The following is a 15,405-nucleotide window of genomic DNA, read 5'->3' on the forward strand; positions in this document are numbered from 1 at the left end:
TGGCAAGAAGCGTTCCAGAAGTGACACGACAGCGTGCTACACGCCCTAAGAGTCGCGGCGTAGATCCGCCGGGATCGGGAAGTCCGGCAGCGGACCTGGGCGCTTACCCTTGCCGGCCTGGTACTGACGAAGCTGATAGACGTAGGCCAGCACTTGAGCCACGGCCAGATACAGGCCAGCAGGAATTTCCTGCTCCAGCTCGGTGGAGTAATACACCGCACGGGCCAATGCCGGGGACTCCAGCACCATCACCTTATGCTCCTGGGCGATCTCGCGAATCTTCAGCGCCAGGAAGTCGCCGCCCTTTGCCAGCAACACCGGTGCGCTCCCCTTCTCCGGGTCGTACTTGAGCGCTACAGCGAAGTGCGTCGGGTTGGTGATGACCACGTCAGCCTGCGGCACGGCTTGCATCATCCGCCGTTCGGCCATCTCACGCTGCAGTTGACGAATACGTCCTTTCACTTCGGGCTTGCCCTCAGTGTCCTTGTACTCGTCGCGCACCTCCTGCTTGGTCATCATCAGCTTCTGCTTGTGACTCCACAGCTGGAACGGCACATCCACCGCGGCGATCAGGATAAGCCCGCAGGACAGCCAGAACGCACTCCAGCCGACAACCTTCAGGCTGTGCAGGATGGCGGGCTCGACGGGCTCGTTGGCAATGGCCAGCAGATCGTCCTGGTCCACCGAAAGTACCACCAGCGCCACTGCCAGGATTACCAGAAACTTGGCCAGGGCCTTGAGCAACTCGACCAACGCCTGAACCGAGAACATGCGCTTGAGACCCGCCAATGGGTTCATCCGACTGGCTTTGGGTTGCAGCGCCTCGGCAGAGAACAACCACCCCCCCAGCGCGATGGGACCAGCGATGGAGGCGATCAACAACGCAATGAAAAAGGGTTGCACCGCCAGCAATGCCTGCTTGCCCGAAGCCAGCAGATAAAGCGCCATGCTGCGCTCGCTCATCAGCACATCGCGCGGCAAGCTGAAATTGCCGCGCATGACATCCATCAGCACATTGCCCATGTAGGCGCCGAAAATGATCAGGGCAACAGTGCCGGTGAGCGTCACCGCCACCGTGTTTAGCTCCTTGGAGCGAGCGATCTGGCCTTTCTTGCGCGACTCTTCAAGTCGCTTGCCTGTGGGTTCCTCGCTCTTGTCGGCGCCGCTCTCGCTTTCGGCCATCGCTACCTCACAAGAGCGAATTCGCTCAGCTGTTGCAGGGCTTCACTGGCCAGCGCCTGGAACAGGTTGCCGAAATCGGAAAGCCCCACCCAGAAAATCACCAGGCCCATGGCCAGGGTCAGGGGGAAGCCGATGGAAAAGATGTTCAGTTGCGGCGCGGCGCGCGTCATCACGCCAAACGCCAGGTTGATCACCAGCAGCGCGGTGACCATGGGCAGCGTCAACAACAGGCCGGCGCCGATCACCCAGCCCAGTTTGCCAGCCAGCTCCCAGTAATGATTGACCATCAACCCTTGCCCGGACGGCAGCGTGACGAAGCTCTCCGCCAGAATTTCCAGCACTACCAGATGGCCGTTGATGGCCAGAAACAGCAAGGTCACCAGCATCAGCATGAACTGGCCAAGCACCGGCACCGACACACCATTGGTAGGGTCGACCATGGAGGCGAACCCCAGGCCCATCTGCATGGCGATGATCTGCCCCGCAACGGCGAACAGATGAAAGAACAACTGCAGAATAAAGCCGAACATGGCGCCGATCAGCACCTGCTCGAGGATCAGCAGCAGACTACGCAGGCTCAAGGCATCGACCTGCGGCATCGGTGGTAGCGTCGGTACCAGCACCACACTGATGGCCAGCGCCAGATAGAGGCGTACGCGGTTCGGCACCAGCTGGGTACCGATGATGGGCATCACCATCAACATCGCCGCGATGCGAAACAACGGCAGCAGGAACTGGCCGACCCAGCCGCTGATCTGCTCGTTGCTCAACTCCAGCATCGCGCCCAGCCCCTCAACCGATGAGGTACGGAATGTTCTGAATCAGCGTCTGGGTGTATTCCATCAGCTGACTGACCAACCAGGGGCCGGCCCAGATCAGAGTCACCAGCATCACGATCAGACGCGGCAGAAAGCTCAGCGTCTGTTCGTTGATCTGCGTGGCAGCCTGGAACATGGCCACGATCAGGCCGACCACCAGGCTCGGCACCACGGCCAGGCCGACAATCAGCACGATCAGCCAGAGCGCTTCGCGAAACAGATCAACCGCAACCTCGGGAGTCATCAAAGGCCTCGCTATATGGTGCCGAAACTGGCGGCCAAGGTGCCCATGATCAGCGCCCAGCCGTCAACCAGGACGAACAGCATGATCTTGAATGGCAATGAGATGATCAGTGGCGACAGCATCATCATCCCCATCGCCATGAGGATACTGGCGACCACCATGTCGATGATCAGAAACGGAATGAAGATCATGAAGCCAATCTGGAAAGCGGTCTTCAACTCGGAGGTGACGAACGCTGGCACCAGAATGGTCAACGGCACGTCTTCGACACCGGCCAGGTCGGTACGCTTGGACAAACGAACGAACAGTGCCAGGTCACTCTCACGAGTCTGCGCCAGCATGAAGTCGCGGATTGGTACCTCTGCCCGTGTCAGCGCCTCCTGAGCGACGATCTCCTCGTTCAGATAAGGCTGCAGCGCATCGGTGTTAATCCGGTCGAAAATCGGCGCCATGATGAACATAGTCAGAAACAGCGCCAGGCCGACCAGGATCTGGTTGGACGGCGTCTGCTGCAGACCCAGCGCCTGACGCAGGATGGAGAAGACGATGATGATCCGCGTGAAGCTGGTCATCAGCATGACGAACGCCGGGATGAAACTCAGCGCCGTCATGATCAGCAGGATCTGCAGGCTGACCGAGTATTCCTGCTGACCTTGGGCGTCGGTGGACAGGGTGATGGCGGGGATCGACAACGGGCTGCTGCCCGTCTGGATCAGCGAATTGCCTGCAGGAGGGTCCTCGGCGAACGCCAGAGAAGCGGCGAGGCTCAGCACCAGCACCAGCAACAAACGCAGCATCAGGATTTGTCCTTCTGATCCTTGCCCATCAGCTCCATCAGGCGCTGGGCGAACTCTGGCGTGGCCTGCTCGGCATCGGCCAGATGCACTGGCTCCTTGAGCACGTGCAGCGGGGTAATGCGCCCAGCGGACAGCCCCAGCAAAATCTGCTCGTTGCCTACCTGCACCAGCACCAGGCGATCACGCGGGCCGAGCGCCTGGCTCGACAACAGCTTGATCACCTGCCCGCCCTTCGGGTTCAGTTGCTGCACTCGGCGCAACAGCCAGGCGAGCAGGAAGATCAAACCGATCACCAGCAACAAGCCGAGCAGCAACTGGCCGAGCTGACCGGCTATGTCGCTGCCAGCCATGGGAGTCGCTGCCTTGCCAGCGGGCTCGGCAGCCATGGCCGCCACAGGCATGCTGAGAAACAGAGCGAGAAGACGAGCCATGGTCAGCGCAGCTTCTTGATACGTTCGCTGGGGCTGATCACGTCGGTCAGGCGAATGCCGAACTTCTCGTTGACCACCACCACTTCGCCATGAGCGATCAACGTGCCGTTGACCAGCACATCGAGCGGCTCACCAGCCAGACGATCCAGCTCGATCACCGAGCCCTGATTGAGCTGCAGCAGATTACGGATAGTGATATCGGTGTTGCCCACTTCCATGGAGATGGACACTGGAATATCCAGGATCACATCCAGATTGGGGCCATCCAGATTGACCGGCAGATTGCCGGGAGGCGGTGCGCTGCCGAACTCTTCCATCGGTGCACGCGGTGCGGCCGGTTGCGCTGCCTGAGCGGCCCCCTGCCCTGCGAGCATGGCATCGATATCGTCCTGATCGGCATCACCTGCCTCGGCCAGCGCTGCGGCCCATTCATCGGCCAGTGCCTGTTCCTCGGGGGAGGTGTTTTCTTCGTCTGCCATCGTGATTCCTCGCCTGGCTTCTGCTATTCGTTCACGTCGGGCTTTGTCAGCCCTGGAGAGTTACCAACGCCTCAGCGTTGGCGTTCGATTGGTTCCAGCACCTGCAGGGCCAGATTGCCCTTGTGCGCTCCCAGCTTGACCTTGAAGGTCGGCACGCCATTGGCGCGCATGACTACGTTGTCCGGCAACTCCACGGGGATCACATCACCCGGTTGCATATGCAGAATGTCGCGCAGCTTCAACTGGCGGCGGGCGACGGTGGCGGCCAGCGGCACGCTGACATCGAGGATGTCCTCGCGCAGGGCCTTGATCCAGCGCTCGTCCTGATCGTCGACATCGGATTGGAAACCGGCATCGAGCATTTCGCGGATCGGCTCGATCATCGAGTACGGCATGGTGATGTGCAGATCGCCACCACCGCCGTCGAGCTCGATATGGAAGGTGGACACCACCACTACTTCGCTGGGGCTGACGATGTTGGCCAACGCCGGGTTGACCTCGGAGTTGACGTACTCGAAGTTGATATCCATGACCGCGTGCCAGGCTTCACGCAGGTCGACGAACGCCTGGTCGAGCACCATGCGCACGACACGCAGTTCGGTTGGAGTGAACTCACGGCCTTCGATCTTGGCATGGCGCCCATCGCCGCCGAAGAAGTTGTCCACCAGCTTGAACACCAGCTTGGCGTCAAGGATGAACAGACCGGTGCCGCGTAGCGGCTTCATCTTCACCAGGTTGAGGCTGGTAGGCACGTACAGCGAGTGCACGTATTCGCCGAATTTCATCACCTGTACACCACCAACGGCGACGTCAGCCGAGCGGCGCAACAGGTTGAACATGCTGATGCGGGTATAACGGGCAAAGCGCTCGTTGATCATCTCCAGCGTCGGCATGCGCCCACGGACGATACGATCCTGACTGGTCAGGTCGTACTGCTTGACGCTCCCCGGCTCCGCTGCGTCCTCGGTTTCCACCAGGCCGTCATCGACGCCATGCAACAGCGCATCGATCTCGTCCTGGGAAAGCAGGTCTTGCACGGCCATCTTCGGCTCCCGCTACTGCAACACGAAATTGGTGAACAGCACCTGCTCGACCACAGTGCTGCCGGTTTCCTTCTGCGCCAGTTCCTGCACGCTGGCCAGCGCCTGCTGCAGAAGCATTTCCTTGCCCAACGGCGTTTGCAGCGCGGCAAAATCCTGACCGGACAGCAACATCACCAGACGGTTACGCAATACCGGCATATGCACCTTGAGCTTCTCCATGCCGGCGGTATCACGGCTCATCAGGGCCATGCTGACCTGCAGGTAGCGGGTACGGTTCTGGTAATTGAAATTGACCACGAAGGCCGGCATCAGATCCTGGTAGATGGCCGGCTGGCGCACTGGCGCTACTGGTGCGGCGGCCTCTGCCGGTTTGGCCTCCTCGCTCTTGTCACCCTTGCTGAGAATGAACCAGGTACCGCCCACGGAAAGGCCAACGGCCAGCAGCAGACCCACCACGATCAGGATGATGAGTTTGAGCTTGCTCTTGCCGGCGGGTTGTCCGTCGGCAGCCGGTGCCGCTTCTTTCTTAGCCATGCCAATAATCCGTCACTATCGGAGTTCTTTCCGCATTCAAAGGGTTAAGAGCAAGTGTTATGCCAGCATATGAGCAGGCTTGTCTAACTCTGGGCGCGGATTTAACAGCGCCAGCTACTTGCTGTCACCCAAAATGCATTCGCCCGGGCACCTTTCGGCAACCCGGGCGAATACAAGTCTAGCGGAGGAACACCGATAATCGGGCATGGCCAGCGTTTGAGCCCTACTTATGCGTAGTAGTCGACCAGCCCGCGGCCAGAGGTCAAACGCTCACTGCGCACTTCCTGATGGACGCCCGGCTGCAGCTCGTCACTGGCTAGCAGATCATCACGCGAGCCAGAACCACCACGACCGCCCTCGCCCTGCCCCTGCCAGCCGCGGTTAAGCGACTGATCGGAAACGTTGGCATCGGCCAGATTCATGCCTTGCTGCGCGAACAGCTCACGCAAGCGATGCATCTGCCCTTCCAGCGCTTCGCGCACCCCGGCATTGGGGCTGGCGAACGTCACCTGGGCCTGATCCTGGGACAGGTTCACCCGCACCTCAAGACGCCCCAACTCCGCCGGGTCCAGTTGAATTTCAGCCGACTTGAGGTTCTGACTGGACAACCACATGACGCGATCGACAACCGCCTCGCTCCAGCCCCCCTGATGCATGGCCACCGGCTGGCCGGGCACCAGCGGTACGCGCTGGGCGGCGCCGGCCTGATGATTGAGCGCCTGCGTCAGCGCATTGAGCTTGCTGACGAACTGATCCGGACGATTGGGCTGAGCACTGTCCTTGAGACTCTCCAGGACATCCTTGGCCAGGCTTTCCAACGGCAGGTCCAACACCGGCTCGTCAGAGCTCTCGGCCGCCTCCTCCCCCTTGCCCATAGCGGACATGGCCGCAGCGAAGTCCGTGCTGGTCGCCACCCGCGTGCTCTTGATCGCAGCGTCTTGCGACAACTGCGCCTTGCCCGCTTCTTCTGCCGGCTGCTTGAGCTGCGCCAGCGGATCGAGCACATCTTCCTCAAGCACTGGCTCAGCAGTATCGGCAGTACTGGCATTGGCGCCGGTGATCACCAGCGCCGGCAACTCCGAAGAGTCCTGGGTGACCGCAGCATCCTCTACTTGCACCTGGATACCGCCCAGTGCCATCGCCAGCAACGGGTCGAGCTCTTCTTCAACGCCCTCCTGGGTCGGCAAGGAATTGCCGGGGGCGGCAACCGAGGGCTGCTCGGCGGCAGAAGAGGCAGTATCAGCCGTCTCTGAAGGTGCAGCAGACCTCTGCTCCTGGCTGGATTTATCGGTACTGCCAGCACGCTCGCCAGGCTTGGCCTGACGCTCCTTGGCATACATATCGGCAAAGCTGGAAGCACCGTTCTTGCTGGGTTCCGGCGCTTTGGCCGGCTGCTTCGCTTTGCTCTTCACCTCAGGCGTAGCCTGCAGGCGTAGGTCGGGCAACGCGGACATGGACGCTCTCCGTCTGATGGGTCGTGACGGGATCAGAGCAAAGGACGGGCCAACTCCTGAAAAGCGGTCAGACGCGGTAGCGTTGACGCTCGGATTTGAGCAGGATTCGGACGATGGCGAACTCGCGTTCGATCTGCTCGATCAACGCCGGGGCCAGTTCCAGTGCCTCGCGCCGCCCCGCATCCTCCAGGTCCTTGCACAGGCTGGCCAACAGTACCGCCCCCATATTGCTGCAGCTGCCTTTGAAGCTATGGGCTGCCAGACGCACACCCTGGGCATCGCCGTCGAGCTGGGCCTGATGCAACAAGCGCAAACGCTCTTCAGAGTCGGCCACGAAGGTATCGAGCAGAATCGGATATTCGTCTTCCATGACATCCTGCAGGGATGCCAGGACAGCATCGTCGAGATGGATATCGGACACCGGGTCACTCCCTGAACGTCAAGGCCCGGATTATGCCTCAGTGGACCAGCAAAACTCTACGCTGACGCCCCGTCCGTCGGGGCAACAGCTGAAGCCGTCGCTGAGTTCACGCACTAACGCAAGCCCACGCCCGGAAAGGGCATCATCCGCCATATCGATGACCCTGGCCGGGTCGAAACCAGGCCCACTGTCCTCCACCTGCACTATCAGCCGACCGCCATTGGCCTCGGGCAACATCTGCAGGTGAAAACGCACATAACCGTCACGCAGCGACGCCAGGCGCAGCCGCCGCTCTCGGTAATACTCGGCAAACCCACTGGCATCCTGCTTCAGCGAGGAATCCAGCCCCATCACGCCATGCTCCAGCGCATTGGAGTACAGCTCTGCGAGCACGGTATACAGCTCGCCGCCACGTGGACGCAGCGCCTGCACATCCAGCAACAGCTGCAGCAGATAGGGCAAGGGATTGAAATGACGCAAGCTCAGCGCACGAAACTCGAAACTGGCCGACCAGTCCATCACGCTGCTCTGGCCGCTGTCGGCAAAAGCCAGCGGCCGGGGACGCTCATCGTCTTCGGCAAGCCCGACCTGGACCATGCTGACATCGTCCTGCTGTTCACCCCGGAACGTCACCAGCGCCTGCTGGATTTCCTCGAACAAGGCCTGCGGCTGCCGATTGGCCTCCAACAGCCGGAGCAAGCGCTTCTCGCCGAACAGCTGGCCGTGCTGGTCGCTGGCTTCGAGTACCCCGTCGCTAAGCAGAAAGATGCGATCCCCTGGCGCTAGCGGATAGACCTCGCAACGGTCACTGAACGCCGCTGGCTCCAGAATCCCCAGCGGCAGATGACGGGATACCAATGGCTGACGCGGGCGGCCATCGCCATGCAGCAGGTAACCATCCGGCAGCCCGCCATTCCACACTTCGAGCAGCCCACGCTTGCTGCTGATGTTGAGCAAGGTAGCGCAGCAGAAAACCCCAACCGGCAGGATGCGCTTTAGCTTGGCGTTGATCTCGCGAAGGATCTCGGCGAGCGCATGGCCTTTGGCGGTCATGCCGTAGAACACCTCGGCCAGCGGCATAGCGCCAATAGCCGCCGGCAAACCATGACCGGTGAAATCACCCAGCATTACGTGCATGCCGCCGGACGGCTTGTAGGCTGCCAGTAACAAATCACCGTTGAACAGCGCATAAGGCGACTGCATGTAGCGGATGTTTGGCGCATCCAGGCAGCCGGAATGTGCCACCTTGTCGAATACCGCCTTGGCTACGCGTTGCTCGTGCAGCAGATGCTCGTTGTGCAGGGCAATCAGGTCGCGCTGCTGCAACACCGTATCGTGCAGACGGCGCAGGCGGTCCATGGCCCCGATCTTGGCCTCGAGTATCACCCGGTTATAGGGCTTGGCGAGAAAATCGTCGCCACCGGCCTCCAGGCAACGCACCAGCGCCTCGCCCCCGGTCAGCGAGGTGAGAAAGATGATCGGCACCAGCGCCTCGCCGGCCTGATCCTTGATCCGCCGCGCCGCCTCGAAGCCATCCATCACCGGCATCAGCGCATCCATCAAGACCAGATGCGGACGCTCCTGTTCGAACAGGGCGACTGCCTCCAGACCATTGCTGGCGGTCAGTACGCGGTGCCCTTGGCGACTGACGATGGTGGACAACAGCATGCGGTCGGCCGCGTTGTCCTCGGCGATCAGGATCGCAAGACGCTCAGACATGCTCAGCTGATTTTGAACAACTGCTCGAAGTTGGAGATGGCGAGGATCTTGCGCACGTCACTGCTGCAGTTGAGCAGGCTGATCTGCGCCGAATCGCCGCCAGCATGGTCACGCAACAGCAGCAGCATGCCCAATGCCGAACTGTCCAGATAGCTGGTGTCGCGCAGGTCGACCTGATAACGCTTGGGCGTCAGGTTGACGCGCTCGTAGGCGTCACGAAATTCCTGGTGGGAGGCGAAGTCGAAGCGTCCTCGAATCACAATGGTCAGCTCTTGCCCGTCGGCCGAGGGCTGCGAGGTAATGGCCATGTCTACTCCTTTGTCGAGACTTTGCCAGATAGGGCAATTCACGTTTGAAGGTGTAGCATCTGGTCGGCGACGAAACAACCTCTATTCAGGGTTCACCACGGTCGATCAGGCGTTGCGCCAGCTCGTCGAGCAGTTTCTGTTCGCGCTTGTCCTCGGCCAATCGGGCTTCGTCAATGTAGCGCTGGACCAGTTTGCGCAGCCCCTCGAGACGCGCATAGCGTTGCTGCCAAACGGCCCGTACTTTTTCAAGATTGGCGCGATGCCACTCCAGACTTTGCTGCTGCTGGCCAACCGCGGTTTCAAGCTGTGACAAAAAGCGCTGGTAGTTCATCAGCCACTGGCCGGAAACGCCCTTGCTGCCCTCACTGATCCACTGCTGCTGGTAGTCGCCACGAAAGCGCTCCAGCTCGCCCAGCTTGGCCTCGGCCTGCCCCACCAGCCCTTGGCAATGCCCGAGTTGGCGCGCCGCCTCGCGCTCTGCTTTTTCTGCCATCTCGACAACCGGCTGCAGGCGCTTGGCACGACTGAGGCTCATTGCTTCACAGCCTCGATTGCAGCGAAAAGATAGCTAGCCAACACCATCATTGCCCCAGAACGGCAGCCAGTTGCTCCCGGCTCTGCGGCATGCCGACGCTTTCGTCCAACCCCTGACGCAGGTACTGAGCCATGACCGGTTGCCGCGCAATAGCCAGGTCGGTGTCCGCATCCCCGCCTGGAACGTAAGCACCGACGCTGATCAGGTCGCGACTCTGCTGGTAGCGCGACCACAGCTGCTTGAATCGCTGCGCCTGCTTGAGCTGCTCCGGCGGCACCACTTGCGGCATGACCCGACTGATCGAGGATTCGATATCGATCGCGGGATAGTGCCCCTCCTCGGCCAGACGACGTGACAAAACAAAGTGCCCGTCAAGCACACCACGCGCGGCATCGGCGATGGGGTCCTGCTGGTCATCGCCCTCACTCAGTACGGTGTAGAACGCGGTGATCGAACCGCCGCCGGCCTCGGCATTACCGGCACGCTCGACCAGCTTGGGCAACTTGGCGAACACCGATGGCGGATAACCCTTGGTCGCTGGCGGCTCACCGATAGCCAAAGCGATTTCACGCTGGGCCTGGGCATAGCGCGTCAGCGAATCCATCAGCAGCAGAACGTTCTTGCCCTTGTCACGGAAGTACTCGGCGATGCGCGTGCAGTACTGCGCCGCACGTAAACGCATCAGTGGCGCTTCATCGGCCGGCGAAGCCACGACCACGGAACGCTTGAGACCTTCTTCGCCGAGAATCTCGTCGATGAACTCCTTGACCTCACGCCCACGCTCACCGATCAACCCGACCACGATGATCTCGGCCTCGGTAAAACGCGTCATCATGCCCAGCAGCACCGACTTGCCCACGCCGGTACCGGCGAACAAGCCCAGACGCTGACCGCGTCCGACGGTGAGCAAACCATTGATCGAGCGAATGCCGACGTCCAATGGTTGGCTGATGGGGTCGCGGTTGAGCGGGTTGATGGTCGGGCCATCCACCGGCACCCAGTCCTCGGCCTTCATCCCGCCCTTGCCATCCAGGGCGCGACCGGTGCCGTCGAGCACTCGCCCAAGCATGGACATGCCCATGGGCAAGCGCCCGGCATCGGGCAACGGCACCACGCGCGCGCCAGGCGCAATACCCGCCAGACTGCCCGCCGGCATCAGATAGATCTTGCCCCCGGAGAAGCCCATCACCTCGGCCTCGACCTGAACCGGATGGTAGCTGTCTTCGTTGATGACCAGGCAGCGGCTGCCTATGGCCGCGCGCAGCCCTTCGGCCTCCAGGGTGAGGCCGACCATACGCAGCAGGCGGCCTTCGAGTATGGGCTGGCTGGGCAGGCTGATCGCATCGCTGTAGCCCTCCAGGCGCCGGGCGAAGCTCACGCGGTCAACGCGCATCGTCGCGATCCAGGTCCAGATTGATGTCCGCTTCCGGCGGCTGGGTACTCTGCGCGCGCTGCTGTTCGAACAATTGCTTGAGTGCCTGCGCCATGCGCGTCTCGACGCTGGCGTCGATCTGGCTATTCTCCGACTCGATACGGCAACCACCTGGCAGCAAGCTGTCATCCTCGAGGATGCGCCAGCTTTCCTCATGACGCTCACGCAGCGCCTTGATCGCCTCGAAGTCCTGTGGATTGACCTGAATGCGCACGTTGCCCGCGCCCATCGGCAACAGTTTGAGCGCTTCGCGCAGCACCTGACGAATTTGACTGGAGTCAGTGCTCAGCTCGCGCTGAATCACCTCGCGCACCATATGGCTGACCAGACGCACCATGGCCACTTCCATTTGCTGATCCTGCTCGGCAATCGGATCGAGCAACTGCGTCATGAGTTTTTCCAGGCTGCCGACCTTCAGCGCCAAGGCTGCGTCGGCCTCTTGCTTGGCTTTGATCTGGCCGGCGTGAAAGCCGTCCTTCTCGCCTGTGGCGAAGCCTTCGTTGTAGGCATCCTGGCGAATGGCTTCGAGCTCATCGAGCGTCAGTGGTTTGACATCTTCGAGTGCGACCTCTTCGACCTGTGCGGCGTCCTGCTGCTCGGATTCAGCTGGAGGCTGCACATGTTCTTCAGTAGCGGCCTCGGCTTCTGCCAGTTCGTCACCCGGCGCGTCGAAGCTGGGCAACGCCCAGCGATCGAACGTGCCGAGATCCTTGGCGCGAATCAGCTCGCTCTCAGGCTCCTTGGCAGCCATGGCTTAAACCATCTCCTCGCCGCCCTTGCCACCGAGCACGATCTCTCCGGCTTCGGCCATGCGCCGGGCAATGGTGAGAATTTCCTTCTGCGCACCTTCGACATCGCTGACACGTACCGGCCCTTTGGCCTCCAGGTCGTCACGCAGCAACTCGGCTGCACGCTTGGACATGTTCTTGAACACCTTATCCTTGATGGCGTCGTCGGCACCTTTGAGTGCCAGCACCAGCACTTCGGACGAAACTTCGCGCATCAAGGCCTGGATGCCACGATCGTCGACATCGGCCAGGTTGTCGAAGACGAACATCAGGTCTTCGATCTGCGTCGACAGGTCTTCGTCTACCTCGCGGATGGAGTCCATCAGCTGACCTTCCACCGAGCTGTCGAGGAAGTTCATGATGTCCGCCGCACGTTTGACGCCGCCCATGGTGGCGCGTGTGGTGTTGGCGCTGCCGGAGAACTGCTTCTCGAGGATCTGGTTAAGCTCCTTGAGCGCGGACGGCTGCACGGTGTTGAGCGAGGACACACGCAGGATGATGTCCAGGCGCACCTTGTGGTCGAAATGGCTGAGCACTTCACCAGCCTGATCCGGGTCGAGGTACGCGACGACGATGGCCTGAATCTGCGGGTGCTCGTAGCGAATCACGTCGGCAACGGCACGTGGCTCCATCCATTTCAGGCTGTCCAAACCACTGGTGCTGCCGCCGAGAAGAATGCGGTCGATCAGATTGCCGGCCTTGTCCTCGCCCAGTGCCTGGGTGAGCATCTTGCGAATGTAGCCGTCGGCACCGACGCCGAGGCTGGTCTGATCGCCGACGATGTCGACGAACTCGGCCATTACCTGCTCGACCTGCTCGCGATGAATGTTGCGCATGCCAGCCATGGCCACGCCGACGCGCTGCACCTCTTTCGGCCCGAGGTGACGCAACACCTGTGCGGCATCGGTTTCGCCCAGCGAAAGCAGCAGAATCGCGGCCTTGTCGACCTTGTTCAGCTTGGTAGCGGTGCGATTGTCACTCATCGGCGTTGATCCACTCTTTCACGACCTGGGCGACGCGGCCAGGGTCTTCCGCCACTAGGCTCTTGATAGCGTTCAGTTGCGCATCATACCCCTCGCTGGGGCTAGGCAACATGATGCTCTGCGGGCCGCCAAGGCTGACACGGTCATCGGACAGCTCGCCATCCAGACCTGCCATCGAGCCAAGCTCCACATCACCGGAGCCTGCCAGTTCCTTGCCCCTGCCACCGCCGGTGATGTTGTTGAGCACCGGACGCAACACGCCGAACACCAGCACCAGGATGAACAGGACGCCAAGCACCTGCTTGACGATGTCCCAGAACCAGGGCTGGGTGTAGAACGGAATATCCGGAATTTCTTCGCCCATCGACGCGGTGAACGCCGTGTTGATCACGCTGACGCTGTCGCCGCGACTGGCATCGAAGCCCACCGAATCCTGAACCAGACGAGTGAAGCGCGCCAGGTCATCGGCGGTCCACGGCACCCGGCTGCTTTCGCCGGTGGCCGGATCGACACGTACCTGGTCGTCCACCACCACCGCCACCGACAGGCGACGCAGGCGCCCCTGCTGCTGACGGGTGTAGCTGATGGAACGGTCCAGCTCGAAATTGCGGGTGGACTGCTCACGCTTGTCGGCCGGATACGGGGCGAGCATCGGCTGGCCGGTAGCCGGGTCCATGATCTGCTGACCATTGGCATCGACCAGCGGCTGACCAGCCGCTATCGGGCCGGCTGGAGCGGCAGCGCCTGCAGCCTGCTGTGGAGCGGCAGCCGGGCCTGGCGGCTGATTGGACAGCGCGCCCGGCACGCCTTGCGGCGACAGGCTGCTCTGACGCTGCTCATTAACCTGTTGCTCGCTGCGCAGTGCGGGTTGATCCGGATTGAACATTTCGGAAGTGGACTCGACCGAACTGAAATCCACATCAGCCGACACTTCTGCCTTGTAGCGGCCGGTACCCAGCACCGGCTGCAGAATGTTATGCACACGCTGGGTGAACAGCGTTTCCATACGGCGGGTGTAGTCGAACTGCTTGCCAGCCATGGTCAGCTCGGACAGCTCCTGCTGATCGGAAAGCAGATTGCCCTTCTGGTCGACCACCGTGACTTGGCCCTTGTCCAACTCAGGCACACTGGTCGCCACCAGGTTGACGATGGCCATCACCTGACTCGGCTCCAGGCTGCGGCCCGGGTAGAGTTCCACCAGTACCGAGGCACTAGGCTTGCGCTCATCACGCACAAAAACGGAAGCCTTGGGCATCGCCAGATGCACGCGCGCAGCTTTGACGTTGTTGAGGCTGGACACCGTGCGCGCCAACTCGCCTTCAAGGCCGCGGCGATAGCGGGTCGCCTCCATGAACTGGCTGGTACCCAGGCCCTGCTCACGGTCGAGAATTTCAAAACCGACGCTATTATCGGTCGGCGCCACGCCAGCGGCAGCCAGACGCATACGCGCACGACTCAGATCGTCGGCCTTGACCAGCAACGCGCCGGAGTTGGGCTCGACGGTGTAGTTGATACCCGCAGTATTGAGAGTTTCCACCACCTGGGTGGCGTCCATCCCATTGAGACTGCCATAGAGCGGGCGATAGTCCGGCTGCTGTGACCAGAGCACCACGGCAAAGCCAATGGCCACGCTGGCAGCCAGACCGACCAACAGGCCGAGCTGCCGCAGCACCGACATTTCGGCGAGATTTTCCAGGAAGCTAAGGCCCAGCAGGGGCTTCTTCGACTCGCCTGACTCGGCCTTGGCCGGTACGTTTGCTACTACTGCTTCAGCCATGACTCAATCCTCAGACCGGCATCTGCATGATGTCTTGATACGCCTGGACCAGCTTGTTACGCACCTGGGTCATGGCCTGGAAGGATACGCTGGCTTTCTGCGAGGCGATCATCACATCGGTCAGATCGACCCCGCTCTGCCCCATCTCGAAAGCGGTCGCCAGTTTATTGGAAGCCTGCTGGGTCTCGTTGACCTTGTTCACCGCCTGGCCGAGCATTTCCGAGAAACTCGGCGCCCCTTGCACTGGCTCGCTCGCAGCAGGCTTCTGACGCGCCATGGCCTCAGCCTGCATGGAACGCATTTCCAGCATCAAGCGATTGAATTCGACACCTTGGCTCATGACTTCCTCCACTGCCCGCTTTTTGACACTAGCGGCGCTATGCAGGGGTATTTGCAACAAGGGTGCCAGAATGAAGGAGAGTTCGGAGAGCGGTACGACCGGGGAACCGGTCACCATGAT

18 protein-coding genes are annotated in these 15,405 nt (G+C 61.3%); all 18 read right to left on the reverse strand.

What is annotated here, in order from left to right; all coding sequences use genetic code 11:
- Positions 1–45: 45 nt before the first annotated feature.
- The 18 genes from flhB to fliE all read right to left on the reverse strand — a co-directional run bounded on the left by flhB (position 46) and on the right by fliE (position 15,285).
- Positions 46–1,182 (reverse strand): flagellar biosynthesis protein FlhB, encoded by a 1,137-nt coding sequence (flhB, locus tag RTH74_RS21470; protein WP_316915989.1) that lies wholly within the window; start codon positions 1,180–1,182, stop codon positions 46–48.
- A gap of 2 nt (positions 1,183–1,184) precedes the next feature.
- Positions 1,185–1,961 carry a flagellar biosynthetic protein FliR gene (gene fliR / locus RTH74_RS21475; protein ID WP_099523124.1) on the reverse strand — a complete coding sequence of 259 codons (777 nt, stop codon included), beginning with the start codon at positions 1,959–1,961 and terminating at the stop codon, positions 1,185–1,187.
- Positions 1,962–1,974: 13 nt separating this feature from the next.
- Positions 1,975–2,244: a flagellar biosynthesis protein FliQ gene (gene fliQ, locus RTH74_RS21480; RefSeq protein WP_003460763.1), complete on the reverse strand. Its 270-nt coding sequence runs from the start codon at positions 2,242–2,244 to the stop codon at positions 1,975–1,977.
- 11 nt (positions 2,245–2,255) lie between these two features.
- On the reverse strand, positions 2,256–3,041 hold the full coding sequence (fliP, locus tag RTH74_RS21485) for a flagellar type III secretion system pore protein FliP (RefSeq protein ID WP_099523125.1): 786 nt from the start codon (positions 3,039–3,041) through the stop codon (positions 2,256–2,258).
- Positions 3,041–3,472 (reverse strand): flagellar biosynthetic protein FliO, encoded by a 432-nt coding sequence (gene fliO / locus RTH74_RS21490; RefSeq protein ID WP_316915990.1) that lies wholly within the window; start codon positions 3,470–3,472, stop codon positions 3,041–3,043. The genes fliP and fliO overlap by 1 nt, the downstream gene beginning before the upstream one ends.
- Before the next feature lie 2 nt (positions 3,473–3,474).
- Positions 3,475–3,951: a flagellar motor switch protein FliN gene (fliN, locus tag RTH74_RS21495; protein ID WP_106734304.1), complete on the reverse strand. Its 477-nt coding sequence runs from the start codon at positions 3,949–3,951 to the stop codon at positions 3,475–3,477.
- Between the two features lie 71 nt (positions 3,952–4,022).
- On the reverse strand, positions 4,023–4,994 hold the full coding sequence (gene fliM, locus RTH74_RS21500) for a flagellar motor switch protein FliM (RefSeq protein WP_017679168.1): 972 nt from the start codon (positions 4,992–4,994) through the stop codon (positions 4,023–4,025).
- Between the two features lie 12 nt (positions 4,995–5,006).
- The gene (fliL, locus tag RTH74_RS21505; RefSeq protein ID WP_316915991.1) at positions 5,007–5,528 is read right to left on the reverse strand and encodes a flagellar basal body-associated protein FliL; all 522 of its coding nucleotides are present in this window, start codon (positions 5,526–5,528) and stop codon (positions 5,007–5,009) included.
- 227 nt (positions 5,529–5,755) lie between these two features.
- Entirely contained in the window at positions 5,756–6,982 is a 1,227-nt protein-coding gene (locus RTH74_RS21510) for a flagellar hook-length control protein FliK (RefSeq protein WP_316915992.1), read from the reverse strand.
- Positions 6,983–7,049: 67 nt separating this feature from the next.
- Positions 7,050–7,403: an Hpt domain-containing protein gene (locus RTH74_RS21515; RefSeq protein ID WP_316915993.1), complete on the reverse strand. Its 354-nt coding sequence runs from the start codon at positions 7,401–7,403 to the stop codon at positions 7,050–7,052.
- Between the two features lie 30 nt (positions 7,404–7,433).
- Complete coding sequence (locus tag RTH74_RS21520) at positions 7,434–9,122, reverse strand: fused response regulator/phosphatase (RefSeq protein ID WP_316915994.1); 1,689 nt, start codon at positions 9,120–9,122, stop codon at positions 7,434–7,436.
- Positions 9,123–9,124: 2 nt separating this feature from the next.
- A complete protein-coding gene (locus RTH74_RS21525; protein WP_003460737.1) occupies positions 9,125–9,430 on the reverse strand; it encodes an STAS domain-containing protein in 306 nt (101 codons plus the stop codon).
- Between the two features lie 85 nt (positions 9,431–9,515).
- Positions 9,516–9,965, reverse strand: a complete 450-nt coding sequence (gene fliJ, locus RTH74_RS21530; protein WP_021489636.1) for a flagellar export protein FliJ — start codon at positions 9,963–9,965, stop codon at positions 9,516–9,518.
- Positions 9,966–10,011: 46 nt separating this feature from the next.
- On the reverse strand, positions 10,012–11,358 hold the full coding sequence (gene fliI, locus RTH74_RS21535; protein ID WP_316915995.1) for a flagellar protein export ATPase FliI: 1,347 nt from the start codon (positions 11,356–11,358) through the stop codon (positions 10,012–10,014).
- Positions 11,348–12,148 carry a flagellar assembly protein FliH gene (gene fliH, locus RTH74_RS21540; RefSeq protein WP_316915996.1) on the reverse strand — a complete coding sequence of 267 codons (801 nt, stop codon included), beginning with the start codon at positions 12,146–12,148 and terminating at the stop codon, positions 11,348–11,350. The genes fliI and fliH overlap by 11 nt, the downstream gene beginning before the upstream one ends.
- Before the next feature lie 3 nt (positions 12,149–12,151).
- Entirely contained in the window at positions 12,152–13,168 is a 1,017-nt protein-coding gene (gene fliG, locus RTH74_RS21545; RefSeq protein WP_099523135.1) for a flagellar motor switch protein FliG, read from the reverse strand.
- Positions 13,161–14,945 carry a flagellar basal-body MS-ring/collar protein FliF gene (gene fliF, locus RTH74_RS21550; protein WP_316915997.1) on the reverse strand — a complete coding sequence of 595 codons (1,785 nt, stop codon included), beginning with the start codon at positions 14,943–14,945 and terminating at the stop codon, positions 13,161–13,163. Before fliF ends, fliG begins: the two co-directional genes overlap by 8 nt.
- Positions 14,946–14,955: 10 nt before the next feature.
- Complete coding sequence (fliE, locus tag RTH74_RS21555; protein WP_013714978.1) at positions 14,956–15,285, reverse strand: flagellar hook-basal body complex protein FliE; 330 nt, start codon at positions 15,283–15,285, stop codon at positions 14,956–14,958.
- Positions 15,286–15,405: the final 120 nt, after the last annotated feature.

Origin of the sequence: Pseudomonas sp. zfem001 (assembly GCF_032621725.1) — a bacterium.
Lineage (GTDB): Bacteria > Pseudomonadota > Gammaproteobacteria > Pseudomonadales > Pseudomonadaceae > Aquipseudomonas > Aquipseudomonas sediminis.

Bases quoted from the DNA above. Each gene is read 5' to 3' on its own strand.
- fliN (WP_106734304.1), bottom strand. From the start codon at position 3,951: ATGGCAGACGAAGAAAACACCTCCCCCGAGGAACAGGCACTGGCCGAT.
- fliG (WP_099523135.1), bottom strand. From the start codon at position 13,168: ATGAGTGACAATCGCACCGCTACCAAGCTGAACAAGGTCGACAAGGCC.
- fliP (WP_099523125.1), bottom strand. From the start codon at position 3,041: ATGCTGCGTTTGTTGCTGGTGCTGGTGCTGAGCCTCGCCGCTTCTCTG.
- fliO (WP_316915990.1), bottom strand. From the start codon at position 3,472: ATGGCTCGTCTTCTCGCTCTGTTTCTCAGCATGCCTGTGGCGGCCATG.
- fliE (WP_013714978.1), bottom strand. From the start codon at position 15,285: ATGAGCCAAGGTGTCGAATTCAATCGCTTGATGCTGGAAATGCGTTCC.
- fliJ (WP_021489636.1), bottom strand. From the start codon at position 9,965: ATGAGCCTCAGTCGTGCCAAGCGCCTGCAGCCGGTTGTCGAGATGGCA.
- fliQ (WP_003460763.1), bottom strand. From the start codon at position 2,244: ATGACTCCCGAGGTTGCGGTTGATCTGTTTCGCGAAGCGCTCTGGCTG.
- RTH74_RS21510 (WP_316915992.1), bottom strand. From the start codon at position 6,982: ATGTCCGCGTTGCCCGACCTACGCCTGCAGGCTACGCCTGAGGTGAAG.
- fliL (WP_316915991.1), bottom strand. From the start codon at position 5,528: ATGGCTAAGAAAGAAGCGGCACCGGCTGCCGACGGACAACCCGCCGGC.
- fliF (WP_316915997.1), bottom strand. From the start codon at position 14,945: ATGGCTGAAGCAGTAGTAGCAAACGTACCGGCCAAGGCCGAGTCAGGC.
- fliR (WP_099523124.1), bottom strand. From the start codon at position 1,961: ATGCTGGAGTTGAGCAACGAGCAGATCAGCGGCTGGGTCGGCCAGTTC.
- fliI (WP_316915995.1), bottom strand. From the start codon at position 11,358: ATGCGCGTTGACCGCGTGAGCTTCGCCCGGCGCCTGGAGGGCTACAGC.
- RTH74_RS21520 (WP_316915994.1), bottom strand. From the start codon at position 9,122: ATGTCTGAGCGTCTTGCGATCCTGATCGCCGAGGACAACGCGGCCGAC.
- RTH74_RS21525 (WP_003460737.1), bottom strand. From the start codon at position 9,430: ATGGCCATTACCTCGCAGCCCTCGGCCGACGGGCAAGAGCTGACCATT.
- flhB (WP_316915989.1), bottom strand. From the start codon at position 1,182: ATGGCCGAAAGCGAGAGCGGCGCCGACAAGAGCGAGGAACCCACAGGC.
- fliM (WP_017679168.1), bottom strand. From the start codon at position 4,994: ATGGCCGTGCAAGACCTGCTTTCCCAGGACGAGATCGATGCGCTGTTG.
- fliH (WP_316915996.1), bottom strand. From the start codon at position 12,148: ATGGCTGCCAAGGAGCCTGAGAGCGAGCTGATTCGCGCCAAGGATCTC.